General features: G+C 61.2%; 17 protein-coding genes and 1 tRNA gene. 9 read left to right on the forward strand and 9 right to left on the reverse strand.

Features of this window, described 5'->3' with window-relative positions:
• Positions 1–6 precede the first annotated feature (6 nt).
• Entirely contained in the window at positions 7–132 is a 126-nt protein-coding gene (locus tag ACZ5OO_RS04610) for a hypothetical protein (RefSeq protein ID WP_464077939.1), read from the reverse strand.
• 126 nt (positions 133–258) lie between these two features.
• On the opposite strand from ACZ5OO_RS04610, the gene ACZ5OO_RS04615 reads away from it, so the two are divergent.
• A complete protein-coding gene (locus tag ACZ5OO_RS04615) occupies positions 259–1,227 on the forward strand; it encodes an MBL fold metallo-hydrolase (RefSeq protein WP_464077940.1) in 969 nt (322 codons plus the stop codon).
• Here the strand turns inward: ACZ5OO_RS04615 and cobB are convergent.
• Complete coding sequence (gene cobB, locus ACZ5OO_RS04620) at positions 1,219–2,013, reverse strand: NAD-dependent protein deacetylase (RefSeq protein ID WP_464078558.1); 795 nt, start codon at positions 2,011–2,013, stop codon at positions 1,219–1,221. The two genes, ACZ5OO_RS04615 and cobB, sit on opposite strands and share 9 nt — an antisense overlap.
• A 208-nt stretch (positions 2,014–2,221) precedes the next feature.
• Here cobB and ACZ5OO_RS04625 point away from each other — a divergent pair, with 208 nt between their 5' ends.
• The gene (locus tag ACZ5OO_RS04625; RefSeq protein WP_464077941.1) at positions 2,222–3,271 is read left to right on the forward strand and encodes a GTPase; all 1,050 of its coding nucleotides are present in this window, start codon (positions 2,222–2,224) and stop codon (positions 3,269–3,271) included.
• On the opposite strand, the gene ACZ5OO_RS04630 is transcribed toward ACZ5OO_RS04625, so the two are convergent.
• Positions 3,272–4,153 (reverse strand): AbrB/MazE/SpoVT family DNA-binding domain-containing protein, encoded by an 882-nt coding sequence (locus ACZ5OO_RS04630; protein WP_464077942.1) that lies wholly within the window; start codon positions 4,151–4,153, stop codon positions 3,272–3,274.
• 183 nt (positions 4,154–4,336) lie between these two features.
• Between ACZ5OO_RS04630 and ACZ5OO_RS04635 the strand changes: the two genes are divergently transcribed.
• From ACZ5OO_RS04635 to ACZ5OO_RS04655, 5 genes are all read left to right on the forward strand, one after another.
• A complete protein-coding gene (locus ACZ5OO_RS04635) occupies positions 4,337–4,894 on the forward strand; it encodes a 2-oxoacid:acceptor oxidoreductase family protein (protein WP_048812920.1) in 558 nt (185 codons plus the stop codon).
• Between the two features lie 5 nt (positions 4,895–4,899).
• Entirely contained in the window at positions 4,900–5,223 is a 324-nt protein-coding gene (locus ACZ5OO_RS04640) for a 4Fe-4S binding protein (protein ID WP_048812921.1), read from the forward strand.
• Position 5,224: 1 nt separating this feature from the next.
• The gene (locus ACZ5OO_RS04645) at positions 5,225–6,418 is read left to right on the forward strand and encodes a pyruvate:ferredoxin oxidoreductase (POR), subunit alpha (RefSeq protein WP_013266018.1); all 1,194 of its coding nucleotides are present in this window, start codon (positions 5,225–5,227) and stop codon (positions 6,416–6,418) included.
• Positions 6,418–7,392, forward strand: a complete 975-nt coding sequence (locus tag ACZ5OO_RS04650; RefSeq protein WP_013266019.1) for a thiamine pyrophosphate-dependent enzyme — start codon at positions 6,418–6,420, stop codon at positions 7,390–7,392. Before ACZ5OO_RS04645 ends, ACZ5OO_RS04650 begins: the two co-directional genes overlap by 1 nt.
• 240 nt (positions 7,393–7,632) lie before the next feature.
• Positions 7,633–9,486 carry an APC family permease gene (locus ACZ5OO_RS04655; RefSeq protein WP_464077943.1) on the forward strand — a complete coding sequence of 618 codons (1,854 nt, stop codon included), beginning with the start codon at positions 7,633–7,635 and terminating at the stop codon, positions 9,484–9,486.
• A 53-nt stretch (positions 9,487–9,539) separates the two neighbouring features.
• Here the strand turns inward: ACZ5OO_RS04655 and ACZ5OO_RS04660 are convergent.
• The 3 genes from ACZ5OO_RS04660 to ACZ5OO_RS04670 all read right to left on the reverse strand — a co-directional run bounded on the left by ACZ5OO_RS04660 (position 9,540) and on the right by ACZ5OO_RS04670 (position 11,810).
• Positions 9,540–9,645: transfer RNA gene (locus tag ACZ5OO_RS04660), tRNA-Pro, on the reverse strand.
• A 72-nt stretch (positions 9,646–9,717) separates the two neighbouring features.
• Positions 9,718–11,208 carry a lysine--tRNA ligase gene (gene lysS, locus ACZ5OO_RS04665; RefSeq protein WP_464078559.1) on the reverse strand — a complete coding sequence of 497 codons (1,491 nt, stop codon included), beginning with the start codon at positions 11,206–11,208 and terminating at the stop codon, positions 9,718–9,720.
• 35 nt (positions 11,209–11,243) lie between these two features.
• Entirely contained in the window at positions 11,244–11,810 is a 567-nt protein-coding gene (locus ACZ5OO_RS04670; RefSeq protein WP_464077944.1) for a hypothetical protein, read from the reverse strand.
• 130 nt (positions 11,811–11,940) lie between these two features.
• Here ACZ5OO_RS04670 and ACZ5OO_RS04675 point away from each other — a divergent pair, with 130 nt between their 5' ends.
• Complete coding sequence (locus ACZ5OO_RS04675; RefSeq protein ID WP_464077945.1) at positions 11,941–13,158, forward strand: glutamyl-tRNA reductase; 1,218 nt, start codon at positions 11,941–11,943, stop codon at positions 13,156–13,158.
• On the forward strand, positions 13,155–14,171 hold the full coding sequence (hemB, locus tag ACZ5OO_RS04680; protein WP_013266024.1) for a porphobilinogen synthase: 1,017 nt from the start codon (positions 13,155–13,157) through the stop codon (positions 14,169–14,171). Before ACZ5OO_RS04675 ends, hemB begins: the two co-directional genes overlap by 4 nt.
• Here the strand turns inward: hemB and ACZ5OO_RS04685 are convergent, their stop codons facing one another.
• From ACZ5OO_RS04685 to glmS, 3 genes are read right to left on the reverse strand one after another with little or no spacing between them, the layout of a single operon-like run.
• Positions 14,172–15,281, reverse strand: coding sequence for an MFS transporter (locus ACZ5OO_RS04685; protein ID WP_464077946.1), 1,110 nt, complete (start codon positions 15,279–15,281; stop codon positions 14,172–14,174).
• A gap of 33 nt (positions 15,282–15,314) precedes the next feature.
• Positions 15,315–16,478, reverse strand: coding sequence for a sugar phosphate nucleotidyltransferase (locus ACZ5OO_RS04690; RefSeq protein WP_464077947.1), 1,164 nt, complete (start codon positions 16,476–16,478; stop codon positions 15,315–15,317).
• Complete coding sequence (gene glmS / locus ACZ5OO_RS04695; protein WP_013266027.1) at positions 16,478–18,322, reverse strand: glutamine--fructose-6-phosphate transaminase (isomerizing); 1,845 nt, start codon at positions 18,320–18,322, stop codon at positions 16,478–16,480. Before glmS ends, ACZ5OO_RS04690 begins: the two co-directional genes overlap by 1 nt.
• Positions 18,323–18,522 lie beyond the last annotated feature (200 nt).

Below are 18,522 nucleotides of genomic sequence, written 5' to 3' on the forward strand. Positions count from 1 at the left end.
TAAGGTTTATGCGCCCTCGGCAAAGGCGCTGGAGAGGTACCAGTCGAGCTTAGCCTCGTCCTCGGCGGACACCTCGAACTTCACCCTCCTCTCCCTTACGCTTACCTCAACCTTTCCCGCTTCCACGCTCACTCCTTTCACCCGTTGTAAGAGTATGGGCGACGGAACCTATTAAAGGGGTGTCCTAAGCTCCTTTCGGCAGCTGTCTAGCAGGGGAGAAATTAACTTCGGGCGGGCCCCACGGGGCCTGGGAAGGCCTTGGAGGTCCAGAGGCTGAAGGTGGCGATACCAATTAGGACCCTCGGCCACGTGAACTCCTACGTAATAGCTGACTATGACGGCTTCAGCCTCGTCGACCCAGGCATGTACTGGGCCAACAGCTTTGACGGCCTGGCCAGGGAGCTGAGGGGCGCCGGGTTAAGCCTGAGGCAACTGAAGTCAATAATTGTGACCCACTTTCACGTTGACCACGCCACGGCGGCCCCCGTGCTGGCCAACTTGACCGGGGCCGAGGTCTACATGGGGGCAGCCGACCTCGAGGTGGTGAGGAGGGGGTTCAGGGACTACTTTGAGGGGGTGCTGGAGACCTACAGGCACTACGGCGTCCCGGAGGCCGAGGTCAATGCTATGAGGGAGGTGCACCCGGTGCCGAGGCTCGGGGACGTGTATGATGAGCTCGCAGACGCCGCCAGGCCCCTGAGGGAGGGGGACTCGCTGGAGGCCTATGGCGGGATGATGAAGGTTGTGGAGCTGCCGGGCCACACGCCGGGGCACATAGCCCTGGTGGGCGACGGGGTTGCCATTGTCGGGGACGTGGTGCTGGACAGGATAACGCCCCACGTCATACTGGACACCCCGCGGGCCTCAAGGGACCCCCTGGGCGACTACATGAGGACGCTCGAGAGGGTCAAGTCAATGAACGTCAGCACTGCCATGCCGGGCCACGGGGAGGCCATAGGCGCCCTGGCCAGGAGAGCTGATGAAATAATGGAGCACCACCGCGCCAGGCTTAACGAGGTGAGGTCCCTCCTCTCGGCCCCGGCCACGCTCTATGACGTGGCTAGGCGAATGAGCTGGAGGACCTCGGCCAGCTCGTGGGACCAGATGAGCCCCTACGAGAGGTACTTCGCCATAGGCGAGGCCCTGGCCCACCTGAGGCACCTTGAGGTCATAGGAGAGGTCGAGGAGGTCAGCCGGGAGGGCCAGGTGCTCTTTAAGTTAGCCTAGGCCTGCCGCGGCCCTGCAGCCGCTGCCCTTAGCCATCATGTCCTCGGCGACCGCGCAGACCATTGGCATGAACTTCTCGACCGGGGCGTCGACCCTCAAGTCAGCCATGTCGTCAAGCGTCGTCTCCCCGACGTTTACTATGGCCAGCTTCGCCCCCCTCGCCTTAGCCATTATGGGGAGCTGGTTGGCTGGGCTCACGGCAAGGCTCGAGCCCACGACTATGAAGAGGTCCGAGGACTCGGCGAGGGAGAACGCCTCCTCGAGGGCGTCAGGCGGCAGGGGCTCGCCGAAGTAGACCACGTCAGGCTTCAGGAGCCCCCCGCACACAGGGCATGTGGGGAGCCTCCCCTCCTTGACGGCCTTAAATGCCTCCTCTATGTCATATTTTCTCCCGCACTCGGTGCACACGGCCCTCGAGGCGTTGCCGTGGAGCTCTATCACCCTCCTGCTCCCGGCCGCCTGGTGGAGCCCATCGATGTTCTGCGTTATGACGGCCTTCACGAGCCCCAGCTCCTCCAGCCTGGCTATGGCCATGTGCGCTGGGTTTGGCCTGACCCCCCTGAGCTGCCCGAACCTCTCCATGAAGAGCCTCCACGAGCCCAGGGGGTCCTGGTAGAAGTAGGATATCTCAAAGAGCGACGGGTCCAGCCTCCTCCACAGGCCGCTTGGGCCCCTGAAGTCAGGTATGCCGCTTGCGGTGCTGACGCCGGCGCCCGTTAAGATAACGGCGTTCTTAGCGGCCAGAAGCATCTCCGCCAGCCTTCTGGCCTCGGCCTCCAGGGACATGCTCCCCACTCACCTCAAAGCAATAAGCCCGAGGGCTATAAAGCGAGGGCCGCTCGGAACGGATAAAAGCATTTCAAGGAGCTGAAGACTCTGGGGGCCAGCCATCGTAACCAACCTGCCCGCTGAGGCCATAGCTAAGCTTAACAGGTACAGCGAGGCCAGGACTACGGAGGAGAAGATCAAGGCCCTTGAGGACTTCCTGAGCTCCGTGCCCAAGCACAAGGGCACCGAGAAGCTGAGGCTGTGGGCAACCAGGAGGCTGGCCGAGCTCAGGGAAGAGTCCGAGAGGGAGAGGCAGAGGAGGTCGGGCGGCTCAAGGCCTGGCATGTTCGTTGAGAAGGCCGGGGCGGGCCAGGTGGTGCTGCTCGGCCCCCCCAACTCTGGCAAGAGCTCCATAGTGGCCAGGCTGACGAACGCCAAGGTGACAGTGAGCCCAATACCTTACACCACGCAGCTCCCGGTGCCGGGCATGATGACCTACCTTGACGTAAAGCTGCAGCTTGTCGACACGCCGCCGCTCCTTAACCCGGACGGGAGCGTCAACTCCAGGGTCGTGGCCCTGGCCAGGAACGCCGACGTCATAGCCGTCGTCATTGGGCTCGACTCCCCTGAGCCGACCAAGGACCTGACGGCCAGCCTCGAGGCCATCGAGGACAGGGGCATAGCCTACTCCCTGGAGAAGGGCTTCGTCAAGGTTGAGAGGAGGACCCAGGGAGGGCTTACCTTCATCTACAGGGGCACCCCCAAGTTCACCGAGGAGGAGGCGAGGAGGCTGCTCAACAGCTACAGGGTCTACAACGCCGTCGTTGAGGTCTACGGCCCCGCCACGCTTGACAACCTTGAGGAGGCCATATTCAGCTTCAAGGTCTACAAGCCCACCTTCGTTATATTCAACAAGGCAGACCTACCCGCCTCCGAGTCGAGGGCCAGGGAGGCGGCGAGGCTGCTGCCGAGGGACGTGCCCTGGATACTTGCATCTGCCGAGACCGGCGTGGGGCTGAGCAGCGTGGGGCCCGTGGCCTATAGGCTGCTCAACGTGAAGAGGATCTACACCAAGAAGCCTGGCCAGCCGCCCAGCCCTGAGCCCCTGATAGTTAAGGCTGACGCCACCGTCAGGGAGATAGCTGAGAAGATAAGCCCGTCGCTGGCCACCAGCATGAGGTACGCCAGGATATGGGGCAAGGGGGCCAAGTACGAGGGCCAGAGGGTGGGGCCCGACTACGTGCCTCAGGACGGCGACGTCATAGAGATAAGGTGATCACTCGGCGAAGCCCTCGGCCTCCTGCTCAAGTATGCTCGGGCATATGAGCTTCATTGACGCGCTTAGCAGCGCGTCGGCCAGCGGCACCACTACCGCCGCGGCGCCCCCCTCGTGGAGGGCCATGTCCCTCAGCTCCGAGGCAATCATGGCCGCGTTAAGCAGCCTCCTGCCGCTGGCGCTTGCAAGGCCTCCCAGGAACTCGCCCACTGCCTCCTTCAGCTTGTTGAGCAGGTCAGCCCTGCCCCTCAGCACCACCGAGGAGTCTGCCACCATAGAGGGGAGGGCCAGGAGCACCCCGTAGGCCACGGGGTCCACGATGTCTGAGCCCTTAGAGCTCCTGAGGGAGGACTCTATGAGCTCCAGGGCCTGCCCCTCAAGCCTCCTTATCTCGGCCTCCTCGGCCCCGGAGGCCGCGGCCTCGAGCAGCTGCTGGAGCGAGCTGCTGGCCTCCTTTATGAGCCTGGCAGCGTCGAGGTTCAGGGAGGGGGCCAGGGTCACTATCAGCCTGTCCGTGCCCCTCTCCACGGAGGCCACCTTCTTGCTGGCGTTGAGCTCGGCCATGAGCCTCTTGACGTCGGCCTCCCCTAGGCCCTTGATAAGTATCTCCACCTTGTCGTAGCCGTGCACAAAGGCGCAGTTAACTATTGCCTCAACGCCGGCCATCCTGGCTATCCCATTATACCTTATGGCAACCGTGCCGGCCCTGTCCTCTGCCCTCTGGTCCCTGGGCTGCACAAGCAGCTTGCCGCCGCTCTCGATCACCTCTATCTCGTCGCCTACCTTTATCCCTAGCCTCCTGGCCCACTGCTTCGGCAGCGTTATTATCAGGCTTGACCCTCCGAGCCTCTGGACCTTCCTTGTGGTCGCGGTTTCACTCAAGCTTCCCGCACCCGACTCTACAGGTATATGGCCGTATATATAACTTTAACGCCGTTAAAGAAAATTAGATGTTATTCTAAAAAGAAAATCATCTAAGTTGGGTACTTTTTATGGGAGGAGAGCTCAATTTACTTATATTTGCGGCTTCTCACAGAACTGCAGGTGAGGCGCTCAAAGTTGGTTATGCTAGAGATCAGGTGGCACGGCAGGGGAGGACAGGGAGCTGTAACGGCGAGCGAGGTCATAGCGTCGGCGTCAATCATTGAGGGCAAGTACGCGCTGGCGTTCCCTGAGTTCGGCGCTGAGAGGAGAGGAGCGCCCGTGAGGGCCTACACCAGGGTAACTGACAGCCCCCTCATACCCAGGACCCCCATAGAGCACCCTGACGTGGTGGTAGTGCTCGACAGGAGCCTGCTCAAGCCCTCCTACATAGAGGGCCTGAAGGACGGGGGCATCCTGGTGGCCAACAGTCCCCTCAAGCCGGACGAGCTCCTCCAGAAGCTCGGCTTCGCCAACAGGTATAGGGCTGCAACGGTCGACGCTACATCGGTGGCCATGAAGTGGCTGAAGGCCAACATAGTTAACACGGCAATACTGGGGGCGCTGGTCAAGTCAACGGAGATAGTAAAGTTAGACACCGTGTTAGACGTAATAAGGTCCAGGTTCCATGGTAAGATTGCGGAGGCGAACGTGATGGCAGTCAAGGAGGCCTACGACCTGACCCAGCTCTCGTGGAGGTGAGCAGAATGTCCGTGAGGTTGCCAGGCTGGAAGGAGATGGCGATCGGCGGCATAATAGTGAACCCTGGGAACAGCCTCGAGTACAAGACGGGCGACTGGAAGGTCCTCATGCCCGTGATAGACCAGGACAAGTGCATAAGGTGCAGGATCTGCTGGTACGTCTGCCCCGACAACGCCATAAAGGAGCTCGACAAGCCCCACACAACTAAGGCCAAGAGGGTCTACAAGATAAGCTATGACGTTGACTATGACTACTGCAAGGGGTGCGGCATGTGCGCCCAGGAGTGCCCAGTTAAGGCGATCGACATGGTTCCTGTGGAGGTGAGCTGAGGTGCAGGCACAGGTCCAGTACAAGAGGCCCATACCCCTGAGCACTAACTACGCGGTGGCCCACGCGGCCAAGGACTTAGACGTTGACGTCATAGCGGCCTACCCTATAACCCCGCAGACCACGGTGGTCGAGAAGCTCTCAGAGTTCGTCGCCAACGGCGAGCTTGACGCTGAGTTCATACACGTGGAGAGCGAGCACAGCGCCCTTAGCGCCACCCTGGCCGCCTCGCTGGCGGGCGCGAGGGCCTTCACCGCCACAGCCAGCCAGGGACTGGCCTTCATGCACGAGATGCTTCACGTGGCCTCTGGCCTGAGGGCCCCCATAGTCATGAGCGTGGCCATGAGGGCCCTCAGCGCACCGATAAGCATATGGAACGACCAGACGGACCTGTTCAACGCGAGGGACGCCGGCTGGATAATCTACTTCGTCCACACTGCCCAGGAGGCCTACGACACCATAATACAGGCCTACAGGCTCGCCGAGGACAGGGACGTGCTGCTGCCCGTCATGGTGGGCTATGACGGCTACGTCATGAGCCACACCACGGAGCCCGTGGTGGTCGAGGACAGGGAGTCCGTGCTCAAGTTCGCGCCCAAGAGGCCCTACCCGTACAGGCTTGACCCGGACCACCCGGTGACCATAGGGCCCATAGTGCCGCCTGAGTACTACTATGAGATAAAGTACCAGCAGGTCAAGGCCATGGAGGGGGTGCCGGAGAAGGCTGAGGAGATAGACAGGGAGTTCGGCAAGACCTTCGGCAGGAGCTACGGCATCATGGAGTGCTACATGTGCGACGGAGCTGAGGCGCTAATAGTTGCTAACGCCAGCTACGCCGCCACCATGAAGAGCGTGCTGCCGGACGCCTGGAAGCAGGGACTCAAGGTAGGCCTGCTGAGGCTCAGGCTCTACAGGCCGTTCCCAGTCAAGCACTTCGTCAACTACACGTCCAACGTGAAGAGCGTGCTTGTAATAGACAGGGCCATAAGCTACGGCGCGCCCTACCAGGGGCCTCTGGCCAACGAGATAGCCGGCCTCAAGGTCAGGGAGGACCTCGGCTTCAACCTGACCAGCGTCGTGGCAGGCATAGGGCAGAGGGCCATGGAGAACGAGGACTTCTTGGCTATTGCTCGCCTGGCCTGGGAGGCCAGGACGAGGAAGTACCCTGAGACCATATTCTATGGGGTGAGGGAGTGATGGCGGAGCAGGCTAAGAAGCTTCCCAGGATAAAGAGCCTGTTCGACCTGCCCAGGGACGAGTACTTCCTGAGCGGTCACGGCCTCTGCGCAGGGTGCACGGCTGGCACGATAATGAGGATGCTGACCAAGGTGGCGGGCAAGGACGCAATAATAGTGAACGCCACCGGCTGCGTCGAGGTCTCAACGACCAGGTACCCGTACTCCAACTGGCTGGTGCCGTGGTTCCACTCCGCCTTCGAGAACGCGGGCGCCAGCGCTGGAGGAATAGCCAGGGCCATCGAGGTGATGAAGAGGAAGGGCATGATACCCAAGGACAAGCAGGTCAAGGTGATAGCGGTCGGCGGCGACGGCGGCACCGTTGACATAGGCCTGCAGAGCCTGAGCGGCATGCTGGAGAGGAGGGACCCAGTAATGTACGTGCTCTACGACAACGAGGCCTACATGAACACCGGCATACAGAGGAGCGGCGCGACGCCGTTCCACGCGTGGACTACAACGACGCCTGCAGGCAAGGTGTGGAGGGGCGAGTGGAGGACCAAGAAGGACATAGCTATGATAGTCGCCGCCCACAGGATACCCTACGTGGCTACTGCCAACCCGGCCTACCCGCAGGACATGATAAACAAGTTCATAAGGGGCCTGGAGGTCCTCGACGAGGGACCGTCGTTCATACACGTGCTGATGGCATGCACAACAGGCTGGAGGTTTGACCCCGCCCTCGGAATAACCATATCAAGGCTTGCCACTGAAACCGGCGTGTTCCCGCTCTATGAGATTGACCACGGCAACTTCAGGGTCACGTTCCCGATAGCCAAGAGGAAGCCGGTGTCGGAGTACCTTAAGCTGCAGGGCAGGTTCGCCCACCTGACGCCCGCCGAGATAGAGGAGGTACAGAAGCTCGTTGATGAGAGGGTGGCCGAGATAAACAAGCTGGCCGGAAAGGAGGTAATAGGTCCAGTAGTTAAGTCCTGATCGCCTTCAGTCCCCTTTTAACTTACCCGTCACTTGTTTTTGTTAATTGTATACAGTGACAGCCAGGCCACTCAGTAGGAAAGCTTAAATATCCTTTCCTGTGGCCAAGCCTCAGGCGACCCACCTTTGTGGTGGAGGCTCATAGGCCCGTCATCGGGCCTGGAGGAATCCCAGGCTTAACTTCATGGCTTTTTGGTAGTGCTCATTATAGTTCCTTTATGAAGCGCGGGGTGAGGCCGCTTGGCTGACCGCGGCATTATAGAGGAGGACAGGAAGCTCAGCCGCTCCCTGGGCCTCTGGCACTACGTGGCAATAAACATAGGCGCAATAATAGGCTCCGGCTGGCTCCTCGCGCCCCTTGGAGCTTCCGCCTTCAACGGGCCCCTCTCGGTGGCCTCGTGGGCGGTGGCGGCCGCCCTCGTGGCCTTCATGGCAATTGCCTACGCCTACCTGGCCTCGGCGGCGCCAAGGACCGGCGCTGTGGTCAGGTACCCGCAGATGGCCCACGGGGACCTCGTGGGGTTCTCTACAGGCGCGCTCTACCTGCTCTCAATATCGTCGCTGCTTCCAGCTGAGGCGGTGGCAACTGTCTACTACGCAAGCTATTACGTGCCAGGGCTCGTCAAGAGCGCCACGGTGCTCGGGCAGCAGCTGACGGTGCTGACCCCCAAGGGGCTCCTCCTGGCGCTGGCGATAGTGATTGTAATCTTCGTCATTAACTACTTCGGGGTTTCGCTCGTGGGCAACGTGAGCCTCGCCCTGATGGTCTGGAAAATAGCTGTCCCCCTGACAGTGATAGCCGCCCTGCTGGCCCTCGCCTTTAACCCGCACAACTTCGCCCTTGCCGTTAGCACCCAGGCCTCCGGCGAGGGGCTCTCAAGAGCAGCCGCCATATTTGCGGCCATACCAGTAACAGGCATAGCTTACGCCCTGCTGGGCTTCAGGCAGGCGGTTGAGTACAGCGGCGAGGGCAGGAAGGCCTCCAGCGACGTCCCTAAGGCGGTCATACTCTCGGTGGCGTTAACGGCGATCATATTCATACTGCTTCAGGTGGCCTTCATAGGGGGCCTCAGGTGGTCTAGCATAGAGGTTAACGAGACCGTCAGGCTCAGCAACGGAACCGTAGTGAGGCGCCTCGAGCCCGTGACCCCGGGCAACTGGAGCGCCCTGGCCGTGTCAAACATAGCCGCGGCCCCGCTGGCCAGCGAGCTGGCCATTGTGGGCCTCGGGGTGCTCAGCATAGTCATGATAATAGACGCCTGGGTCTCGCCCCTGGGCAACGCAGTAGTGCAGATGGGCAACCTGGGCAGGATAGTCTACGGCATGGCAGCCAACGGGCACCTGCCCCGCAGGCTGAGCGGCCTCAACAGGTACGCAGTGCCTGGCCTTGGACTTATAGTGGCCCTCGCGCTTGGCCTCATCTTCCTTCTGCCCTTCCCAAGCTGGTACGCTATAGGAAGCTACGCCGTGCTCACGACCCTGCTGACCTATGTGACCGGGGGGACAGCCCTAGGCGCCTTCACGGCCAGGAGCAGGTCAGTTAAGCTGCTTACGGCGGGCGCGCTGGGCGCCGTAGGGGCCTCGCTGATAGCCTACTGGGCCGGCATGATACCCATGATACCGGTGTTCATAACGTTCATATCAGCCCTGGCGGCGTTCATGATAATAAGGGCCTTCTCTTCGCGCACCTCAATGTTAGCGGTGGCCCTGCCCTACGCGGCCGCCGTAGCGTTCTCAGACTACATACTTGCGGTCAAGGTGTTCTACCCGCTAAGCTCAGGGATAAGCGTCCCTGAGCAGGCGGTGGTGCGCTACCTGGCCCTTGCCATGCTGCTCTCCGTGCTTTCCACCGCGGCCGCGCTGGCCGCCGGCTACCTCATTGACAGGGACCTCAGGCCCTCAATCAGGGGCGGCGCGTGGTACGTGGGGCTTGTGACGTCAATAATGCTGGTTGACATACTAGGCCCCTACGGCCTCTCCTCGGTGTACGGGGGCGACCCGCCCATACCGTTCCCCTTCGACCTCGTTGCCGTGGCGGCGGTGACGCTAGTAGCCTACTTCGTCTCGGTGCTGACCGCGCCCAAGGAGTCCTAGCCAACACCGACCCTTATCGATAGAACCTCCTCCGCCTTTTCTTCAGAAGCAACTGGTGGGCCCGGGGGGATTTGAACCCCCGACCACAGGGACCCGAGTCGGGCGCCAAGTCCTCGGCATTGGCGTACCCCGCATCCTGCCAGACTGGACTACGGGCCCACCAAGGGAAAAGACGGGGACAAGATATATAAGCTTGAAACCGGCGCCGGCCAACTAACTACGCCGTGAGGGTCAGCCCCCCTGGACCAGCTTAGCGCTTACCATGGGGAACGGCAGGACCTCCTTTATGCTGCTCACGCCTGTGAACATCATGACGAGCCTGTCGATGCCCACGCCCAGGCCGCCGGTGGGGGGCATGCCGTAGCTGAGGGCCCTGACGAAGTCGACGTCGTAGGGGTGCGCCTCCAGGTCGCCCCTCTTCCTCATCTCCTGCTCCTCCTTGAAGAGCCTGTCCTGGAGCACGGGGTCATTTAGCTCCGTGTAGGCGTTTGCCAGCTCCACGCCAGCCACGTAGAGCTCGAACCTCTCGACGAGCCCCGGCTTCGACCTGTGGGGCTTGCAGAGCGGGGTGGTCTCAATGGGGTAGTCCAGCACGAACGTGGGCTGTATAAGCTTGGGCGTGACTAGCTTGTCGAACAGCTTCTCTACCATAAGGCCCCTTGAGTACACCCCTCCCCTGGGCACCAGGCCCATCTGGTCGAGCATCCTCTTCATCTCGTCGTCGCTCACCTCCTCTATGTTCTTGCCCAGAGCCTCCGAGAGGAGGTCGAACATTGTCTCCCTCCTGAACCTCTGGCCCACGTCTACCTCGGCCACGCTGCCGTCAGGCATGGGTATCCTCAGCTGGGTGGTCCCGAGCACCTTGGCTGCCACCGTCCTTATCATGTCCTCGGTCAGGTCCATTATGTCGTTGTAGTCTGCGTAGGCCCAGTACAGCTCCATCATGGTGAACTCCGGGTTGTGGGTGACGTCTATGTCCTCGTTCCTGAACACCTTCCCTATCTCAAAGACCTTGTCAAAGCCTCCCACTATGAACCTCTTGAGGTAGAGCTCCAGCGATATCCTGAGGTACCAGTCCTCGTCAAGGGCGTTCACGTGGGTCATGAAGGGCTTAGCCAGGGCGCCGCCGTAGACCGGCTGGAGCACGGGCGTCTCGACCTCAACGAAGCCCTTGGAGTAGAGGTACTGCCTGATCTCCTTAATCGTGTTAAACCTCACCTCCATGGCCCTCCTGGCCTGCTCGTTGTAAAGGAAGTCAACGTACCTGTGGGCGTACCTGAACTCCGGGCTCAGCTTGGTCCAGTCAGGCGGCTCTATCAGCGCCTTGGCCAGCAGCTGGTAGTCCTTAACCAGGAGCGACAGCTCCCCCTTCATGGTGTAGAAGAGGTCCCCCCTGACCCCAATTATGTCGCCCCTTCCCACATAATAGAGGAACTCCTTGTACCTGTCCCCGAGCTCGTTAACCCTCAGGTAAAGCTGCAGCCTCTCGCCCTCGTCAAAGATGTCAACGAAGGACGCCTTGCCGTGCCTCCTTATGTTGGCCACCCTCCCAGCTGTTGAGATGTCCCTGAGGAAGGGCTCGTGAGGCATGTCGCCCCTTGAGGCCGCCAGGTCCTTTATCTGCCTGATGGTGTGCGTTATAGGGTACTTGTGAGGGTAGGGGTTGACCCCCTTGGACCTCAACTCCTCGAGCAGCTTGAGCCTCTCCTTGTCCCACTCCACGCTCACGCTTGAGTGCCCCTGAAGCTATACTTTGGCTAACTTTTAAGCGTGAGGCCCCTGCTGAGCTCCCTGAGCCACTCCCTAATCTCAACAAATGCCACGTCAATGAGTGGGCCCAGGGCCCTTGAGCCGCAGGCCTTGGCCGCCTCCTCGGCCTCGCTGACTATCTTGCCCGGGAGGAGCGCGAGGGGGGCTATGCAGTCCGCGCAGCCGTCATTAACAACGGTCAGCCCGCTGAGCGTTATCATAGCCGCTATCCTTCCCACGTCGTCGAGCTGGTCCTCAAGGAACCTCTTGGCCGGCCAGAAGTAGAGCCTGACGCTGGAGCACCCGGCCTCCCTGGCGGCCCTGGCTATCGCTGACGCGGTCAGCTCGGGCGGTATCGTGCCCCTCCACGAGGCCCCTGACCTCGCGGCGACCTCCATGACCTCCCTTGAGTGCCCTCCCCTCATTGGCATCAGGAGGACCACGTTGTCATCAGCTGACGGACTTATTGACGCGGCCTCCGAGACCTTGACGAGGAGGGCGCCCTCTACCTGCCTGACCATCTCTACCAGTTTTGAATCGTCGCCTCCAGGATCATGATAGACTACATAGAGCAAAGCAGGTCAATCTTTTCAGCTGCAGTATATGTTTAAAATAGACATGTATATACTAGTTTAGTCTAGTTGGGCCGCAGGCATATGCAAGGCCCTTATTGGGACCTGCCCATAGGAACCCTTGGCGTCGCTCTTGGAGGACCAGGAGAGCCTAGACATAAGCTCGCTGGAGATGTACGGGGTCACATTCAGGGACTCGTGCTTCCTCAGCATCTCCTCGCACGCCGGAAGGCTTGTAGAAAGGGCCTACCAGGAGCTGCTGCCCCTGTCCCGCGGCGTCGTGGTGCTCTCCACGTGCAACCGCTTTGAGGTGTACCTGGACTCGCCCGCCCACGACAGGGCTGACAGCGTAATTAGCGAGATGCTCGGGTGCCACGTCCACCTGACAGGAGTTGACGCGGCCAGGCACCTCCTCCGCGTCGCCTCAGGCCTCGAGTCCGCAATACTTGGCGAGGACGAGGTGCTTGGCCAGGTCAGGGACGCCTGGGTGTACTCCAGGAGGGCCGGCTACAGCAGCGAGCTCCTGGACACGGTGTTCCACAGCGCCATCTCAGCCGGCGCCAGGGTGAGGAGCTCCACTAACATATCAAGGGGCGTCCTCGGGTACCCGAGGGCGGCGGTTGAGGTGGCCGCGGCCAGGCTGGGAGGGCTTGACGGCAGGAGGGTTGCAGTGGTCGGCGCTGGCATGGCAGCGAGCGAGATGCTTCAGCAGGTCTGCTCTAAGTGGAGGCCCTCCTCCCTGGTTATAGCCGACAGGAGCCCTGAGAAGGCCAGGGCCCTGGGAAGCCTCTGCCAGCAGGCCAAAGTTGAGATAACCACCCTTCAGCAGCTGCCCTCGCTGGCCCCCTTTGACGTGATGCTCGTGGCCATAAAGGGCGGCATGAGGCCTGAGCTTGAGGTGGCCGCGATGAGGTCAGGCCTCGTCGTGGACATCTCGACTCCTCCTGCGTCGCCCCTCTTCCACGTGGGCATCGATGAAATCAAGGAGTTTGTAAACGCGAACCTCTCCGCGAGGCTCTCGGAGGTCCCCAGGGCCGAGAGCATTATAGAGGAGGAGCTTGAGAGCCTTCAGCAGATGATACTCAGGAAGGCCGTGGACAGGGCAATTTCGTCAATAATGAGGGTCATAAGCGTCATAGTTGACGAGGAGGCTAAGCTGACGGCTAAGAACATAGCTGGGGGCCAGGACCCCTACCAGGCGGTCTTAACGGCGCTGAACAGCACCGTGAAGAAGACCATGTTCCCAATATTCTCATACCTTAGGGAGAGCCCTGAGTCCAGGGCGGAGCTAGCTAAAGAGCTTATGAACAGGTACAACTCTATGATAGGCCTGAGGGGAAGGAGGCCTTGACCGGCTTCCCAAGGATAAGGCCGAGGAGGCTGAGGTCCTCCAGCGCCCTCAGGTCGCTAATAGCTGAGGTCGACCTCTCGCCCTCTAGGTTCATAATGCCGCTCTTCGTGGACGAGAACCTGAAGTCGCCAATTCCAACGCCCGGCCTTGAAGGCTACACCACGTACCCGCCTGACTCAAAAGAACTCATAAACCTGGTCAATGCCGCCATGGAGGTCGGCGTAAAGTCGTTCCTGATCTTCGGGGTCCCGTCCACCAAGGACGAGGTGGGCTCAAGGGCCTTCGCTGAGGACGGCCCTGTGCAGAGGGCCCTAAGGACCATAAGGTCCGAGGTGGGTTGGGAGCCCGTGCTCATGACGGACCTCTGCATATGCGAGTACACCTCGCACGGGCACTGCGGCATCCCAGTGAACTCGAGGAGGGGCACAGTAATTGACAACGACTCAACCCTTAAGGTCTACCAGAAGATAGCCGTGTCGCAGGCGCAGGCAGGGGCTGACTTCATAGCCCCCTCAGGCATGATGGACGGCCAGGTCAGGGCCATAAGGGAGGCCCTTGACACCGCGGGCTTCACAGACGTGGGCATAATGGCCTACTCGGCCAAGTACGCGAGCTCCATGTACGGCCCCTTCAGGGAGGCCGTGGACTCGGCCCCGAGGTTCGGCGACAGGAAGAGCTACCAGATGGACCCGCGCAACGCCAGGGAGGCCATAAAGGAGGTCAGGCTGGACCTTGAGGAGGGGGCCGACATAGTTATGGTCAAGCCGGCCCTCATGTACCTCGACGTCATAAGCCTCGTCAAGAGGACCTACCCAGACGTGCCCCTGGCGGCGTATAACGTCAGCGGCGAGTACGCCATGATAAAGGCGGCTGCGAGGCAGGGCCTCATAGACGGCGTTGCTGCCATGATGGAGGCGCTCTACGCCATAAGGAGGGCGGGGGCCGACATGATAATAACTTACTTCGCCCTTGACGCCGCCAGGGCCATAGCCTCTGGCAAGTCCCCCTTCTGATCACCTCACGTTCCTGAACAGCACGTAAAAGGCCGCCGTCGCAGCGCTGTAAAGCGCTGCAGTTATGAAGAACGGCAGCGTCAGGTTTCCCACAGAGTATATGTAGCCGGTAAGCCATGGACCCATGGACCTCGGAAGGCCGTCTATCAGGTTGATCAGGCTCGAGCCCCTGGCCCTCTCCTCCTCCGGAACCATGGTGACCACGAGCGACATGAAGAGGGGGTTAGCCATGTTCATAGCGGCGTTGCGGGCCACAAATATTGCCGCGGCCTCGTAGAGGGAGCTCGAGAAGGGCAGGGCTATCAGGAGCGCTATTCCTATGGCGTGAGTTAAAACTATGGCCCTCACCCTGCCCATGGTCTTGGCCAGGGCGGGGGCCCCTATTGACGCTAGGGCCAGCGTCGCGTCGGCCATCATGTAGACGGGGGAGAGCGTTGCAGCCGTGGCGTGAAACCTTAGGTTAAACCAGAGGGACATGAGGGGGAGTATGAGGCCCGCCCCAAGCCCTATCAGGGCGTCCGTTGAGAGCCTGGCTATGTTCCTTATTGAGCCGAGCCTGAGGGTGATCCTGCCCGTGCCCCTGTAGCCCTCCCTCACCGGGGCCACCAGCGCGGCCGTTGCCATCACAGTTAGCGAGTCCGCGAGCATAGTGTTCCTGAGGCCGACGGCCCAAGGCATGGAGGCCCCCACGATAGCGAAGGCCGTTGACAGTGACGACATCAGGCTCATGTTTCTGTCTATATCCCTTGACTTCTCTGCCATGAGGGCCTGAAGGGAGCCTCCCCCGAGGCCAAAGATGAGGAGGGCGGCCGCCGACACGCCAAGGAACAGCAGAAGGTATGCGGCGGCTGACACGAGCCTCCCAACTATGAAGAACCTCTTCCTGCCGTAGGCGTCCGCCAGGGCGGACACCAGGAGGCCCGTCGTGGAGCCCACCAGGACGTAGCCACCGACCAGGAGGCCCACCTGAAACGAGTCAAGCCCGAGCGACTTCAGGTAGAGGGGGAGGGCCAGCGTCGTTGACCCAAATATTATGCCCGAGAGTGAGCCGGTGAGCACCAGGAGCAGTTCCTCGTGCGTGAGCCTTGGCAGGCGCAGGCGCCATCCCACTGCCTGGGCCTTGAGTAGGAATTTAGCCTTAGCTCAGGGCAGCACCGCCCCCTTGCCGCTGACGGTACAGCACTGGACCTCGTGGCCTGGCGACACGACGGCGCCCAGCTTGACCTTCTCGCCCAGGTACTCTGCGAGCCACCTGAGCCTCTCCGGTAGCCTCTCAGGGTAGCCGTCGACCAGGTGGGCCCCAGGGCCTACCACCGCGCCCTCGCCGACCACGGAGCCCCTGACCTCGGACAGGGCCCCTACCCTCACGCCGACGCCAACATAGCTCCTGTCAACAATGGCGTTCTCTTCTATCACCGAGCCCTGCTCTATAGAGGAGAAGCCCTCCACCACGGCGCCGCTCATAACCCTCACGTCCCTGCCTATGTAGGCGGGCCCCTTCACCACTGCCCCGTCCTCTATCACGGCGCCCTCGTCAACTATCACGTTATCGCCCACTACGGCCGACCTTGAAACCCTGGCGCCTCTGGCTATCCTGGTCCCAGCGCCGTCGAGCAGCATGTTTATAGCCTCAAGTATGTCCCAGGGGTAGCCTATCTCAACCCACCTGCCGGGCCACTGGACCCCTCCCAGCACGCCCTGCTTTGCCATGGACTTCATGGACTCCGCGAAGGGCCTCCTTGAAGCTTCCTCCAGCTCCTCCACGTCGCTGACCATGACGCCGCCGAAGACGTATCCCCTCCCCATGCCCCACCTGTTGGCCTCCTGCGACTCCCACATGAAGTCCCTCACGGCGCCCCTGTAGTCAACTGTCACGAAGCCGTAGGTCTCTAGCCCCGTGGCGGCCGAGGCCAGCGCAAGGACTACCGGGAAGCCGCTGGTCTGGTAATACTCCACCGCGAGCTTTGCTATGGTGTTTGGGCTCGCCAGGAAGCCAGTGTAGACGACTATGGCCTCCCTCTCCTTTGAGGAGACCGCCTCCTCGTAGGCAGTCCTCAGGGCCCCCTGAATGTCAAGGCCCCTCTGCTCAACTACCCTGACGCCCTCGCGGCCCGCGGAGGCCATGCCGGAGAAGCCCTGGGTCGCAATTATTACAACGTCGTCTACGCCCGCCTCCCTCAGCATGTCTAGGCTGTAGTCTATCAGCTGCCTCCCCAGCAGCTGCATGAAGGGCTTCGGAGTCCTGGAAGTTAAGGGCAGGAGCCTCTTGCCGTAGCCCCCGGCTAGGACAAACCCTATCATGGCCATCACTCCACCGTGACGGTCTTGGCCAGGTTCCTCGGCTTGTCAGGGTTGTAGCCCCTGCTGACAGCTACCCTGTAGGAGAGCAGCTGGAACAGCGGGGTCAGTATGAAGGGCTCTAGCTCCAGCACCCCAGACGATGGAGGCATGTCAATCCTAGTTATAGACTCGCGCCCCTCAAGCTCAAGTCCAAGGTCCGCCGGCTTCACGACGTAGACCCTCGCCCCCCTGGCCGCCATCTCAACGGCGTTGCCCGCCACCTCCCTGGCGTCTGAGGTGGCAACTATGAATACGGGGAAGCCCCTCTCCACCAAGGCTATGGGGCCGTGCTTGCTCTCGCCCGCCGGGTAGGCCTCGGCGTGCACGTAGGCTATCTCCTTTACCTTGAGCGCGCCCTCCCTGGCTATGGCGGCCCCGAGCCCCCTGCCCAGTATGTAGGCGCTCCCCGAGAGCCCCTTGGAGAGGGCCGTGGCGACGGGGTCTGAGGCCTCGAGCGTGTTAGCCAAGACCTGCGGCACCTCCCTGAGGGCCCTGAGCAGCTCGTTAGCCTCGGAGGGCCTGAGCCTCCCCGAGGCCTCCCCGGCCCTTATTGAGAGGAGCTCGAGTAACATCACCTGCGACAGGAACGTCTTGGTGGCCGCTACGCCTATCTCCGGGCCAGCCCTGGTGTAGAGCCTGAGCTGGGACTCCCTGTCAAGGGCGCTGCCGAGCACGTTGGTCACGCCAACCACCGCGGCCCCCCTCTCCTTGGCCTTCCTCACCGCCTCAAGAGTGTCATAAGTCTCGCCGCTCTGGCTCACGGCTATGACCAGGTCCCCGCCGTCTATGCTGTCAACCAGGTAGGGCAGCTCTGAGGAGATTATGGTGTGGGCCAGAATTCCAGCCCTCCTTGCCAGCAGGGAGGAGAACACGAGCCCTGCGTGATAGCTCGTCCCGGCGGCAACCACTATCACCTTGTTGGCGCTCAATATGGCGGAGCTCACCCTCCCGAGCGCTGGGTCCTCAACGTTCCCCTCGTAGGTGTCCCTGACGGCCTGGGGCTGCTCGTAAATCTCCTTTATCATGAAGTGCGGATACCCTCCCTTGCTGGCCGCCTCAGGGCTTATGTCAACGTGTCTAACCCTTGACCTTACCTCCTCGTCGCTGAGCCTCTCGTAGCCTGAAGGCGTTAGCCTGTAGATGACGACCTCCCTCGGCGTGACGTAGCCGAACTCGCCGTCCTCGAGGAAGACTATGTCCCTGGTGATGTCCAGCAGCGCGGGCACGTCGCTTGCCACGGCCTTCACCTTATCGCCCACCCCCACCAAGAGGGGGCTCCTGTTCTTGGCGAAGTAGACCCTGTCGGGCTCCCTTGAGTTCACTATGGCAAAGGCGTAGGTGCCCTCAACCCTGCTCAGGGCCTGGGCCAGCGCTGAGACGAAGTCCTTGCCCTCCTTCACCCCCTCCTCTATAAGGTGCGCCACCAGCTCCGTGTCGGTGTCGCTCCTTATCCTGTGCCCCCTCGCCAGGAGCTCCTCCTTGAGGGAGGCGTAGTTCCTTATGACGCCGTTGTGAACTATCGCTATAGTTCCTGTGCAGTCAGTGTGGGGGTGAGCGTTGACGTCGTTTGGCGGTCCATGGGTTGCCCACCTCGTGTGGCCTATGCCCGTGAGCCCCCTCATCTCATCAAGGGAGAGCCTCCTCCTAACGACCTCCAGCTCGCCGGCCCCCTTCCTCACGGCCAGCTCGTTGTTGCCGACAACCGCTATGCCGACGCTGTCGTAGCCCCTGTACTCAAGCCTCTGGAGGCCCCTTATTATGAGAGGCACGACATCAGAGCAGTTGGCCGTGGCGCCTATTATGCCGCACAAGGGCTAGCCCTGCTCCTTAAAAATGACGTGGACTAATAAGTTCTCCTCCCCTGCGAGGACCGCATATAAACGCTGGGGTCGCTGTAACGTTGGGATGAGGACACCACGGGGCTGAGCTGGGCGATGATGTAACCTGTCTCAGCCGACCTCCGAGAAGCTCAACTGGCTAACAGTTAAAGCCCTCCCAGGGCCTACAGTTT

It is taken from the genome of Acidilobus aceticus, from assembly GCF_055392325.1.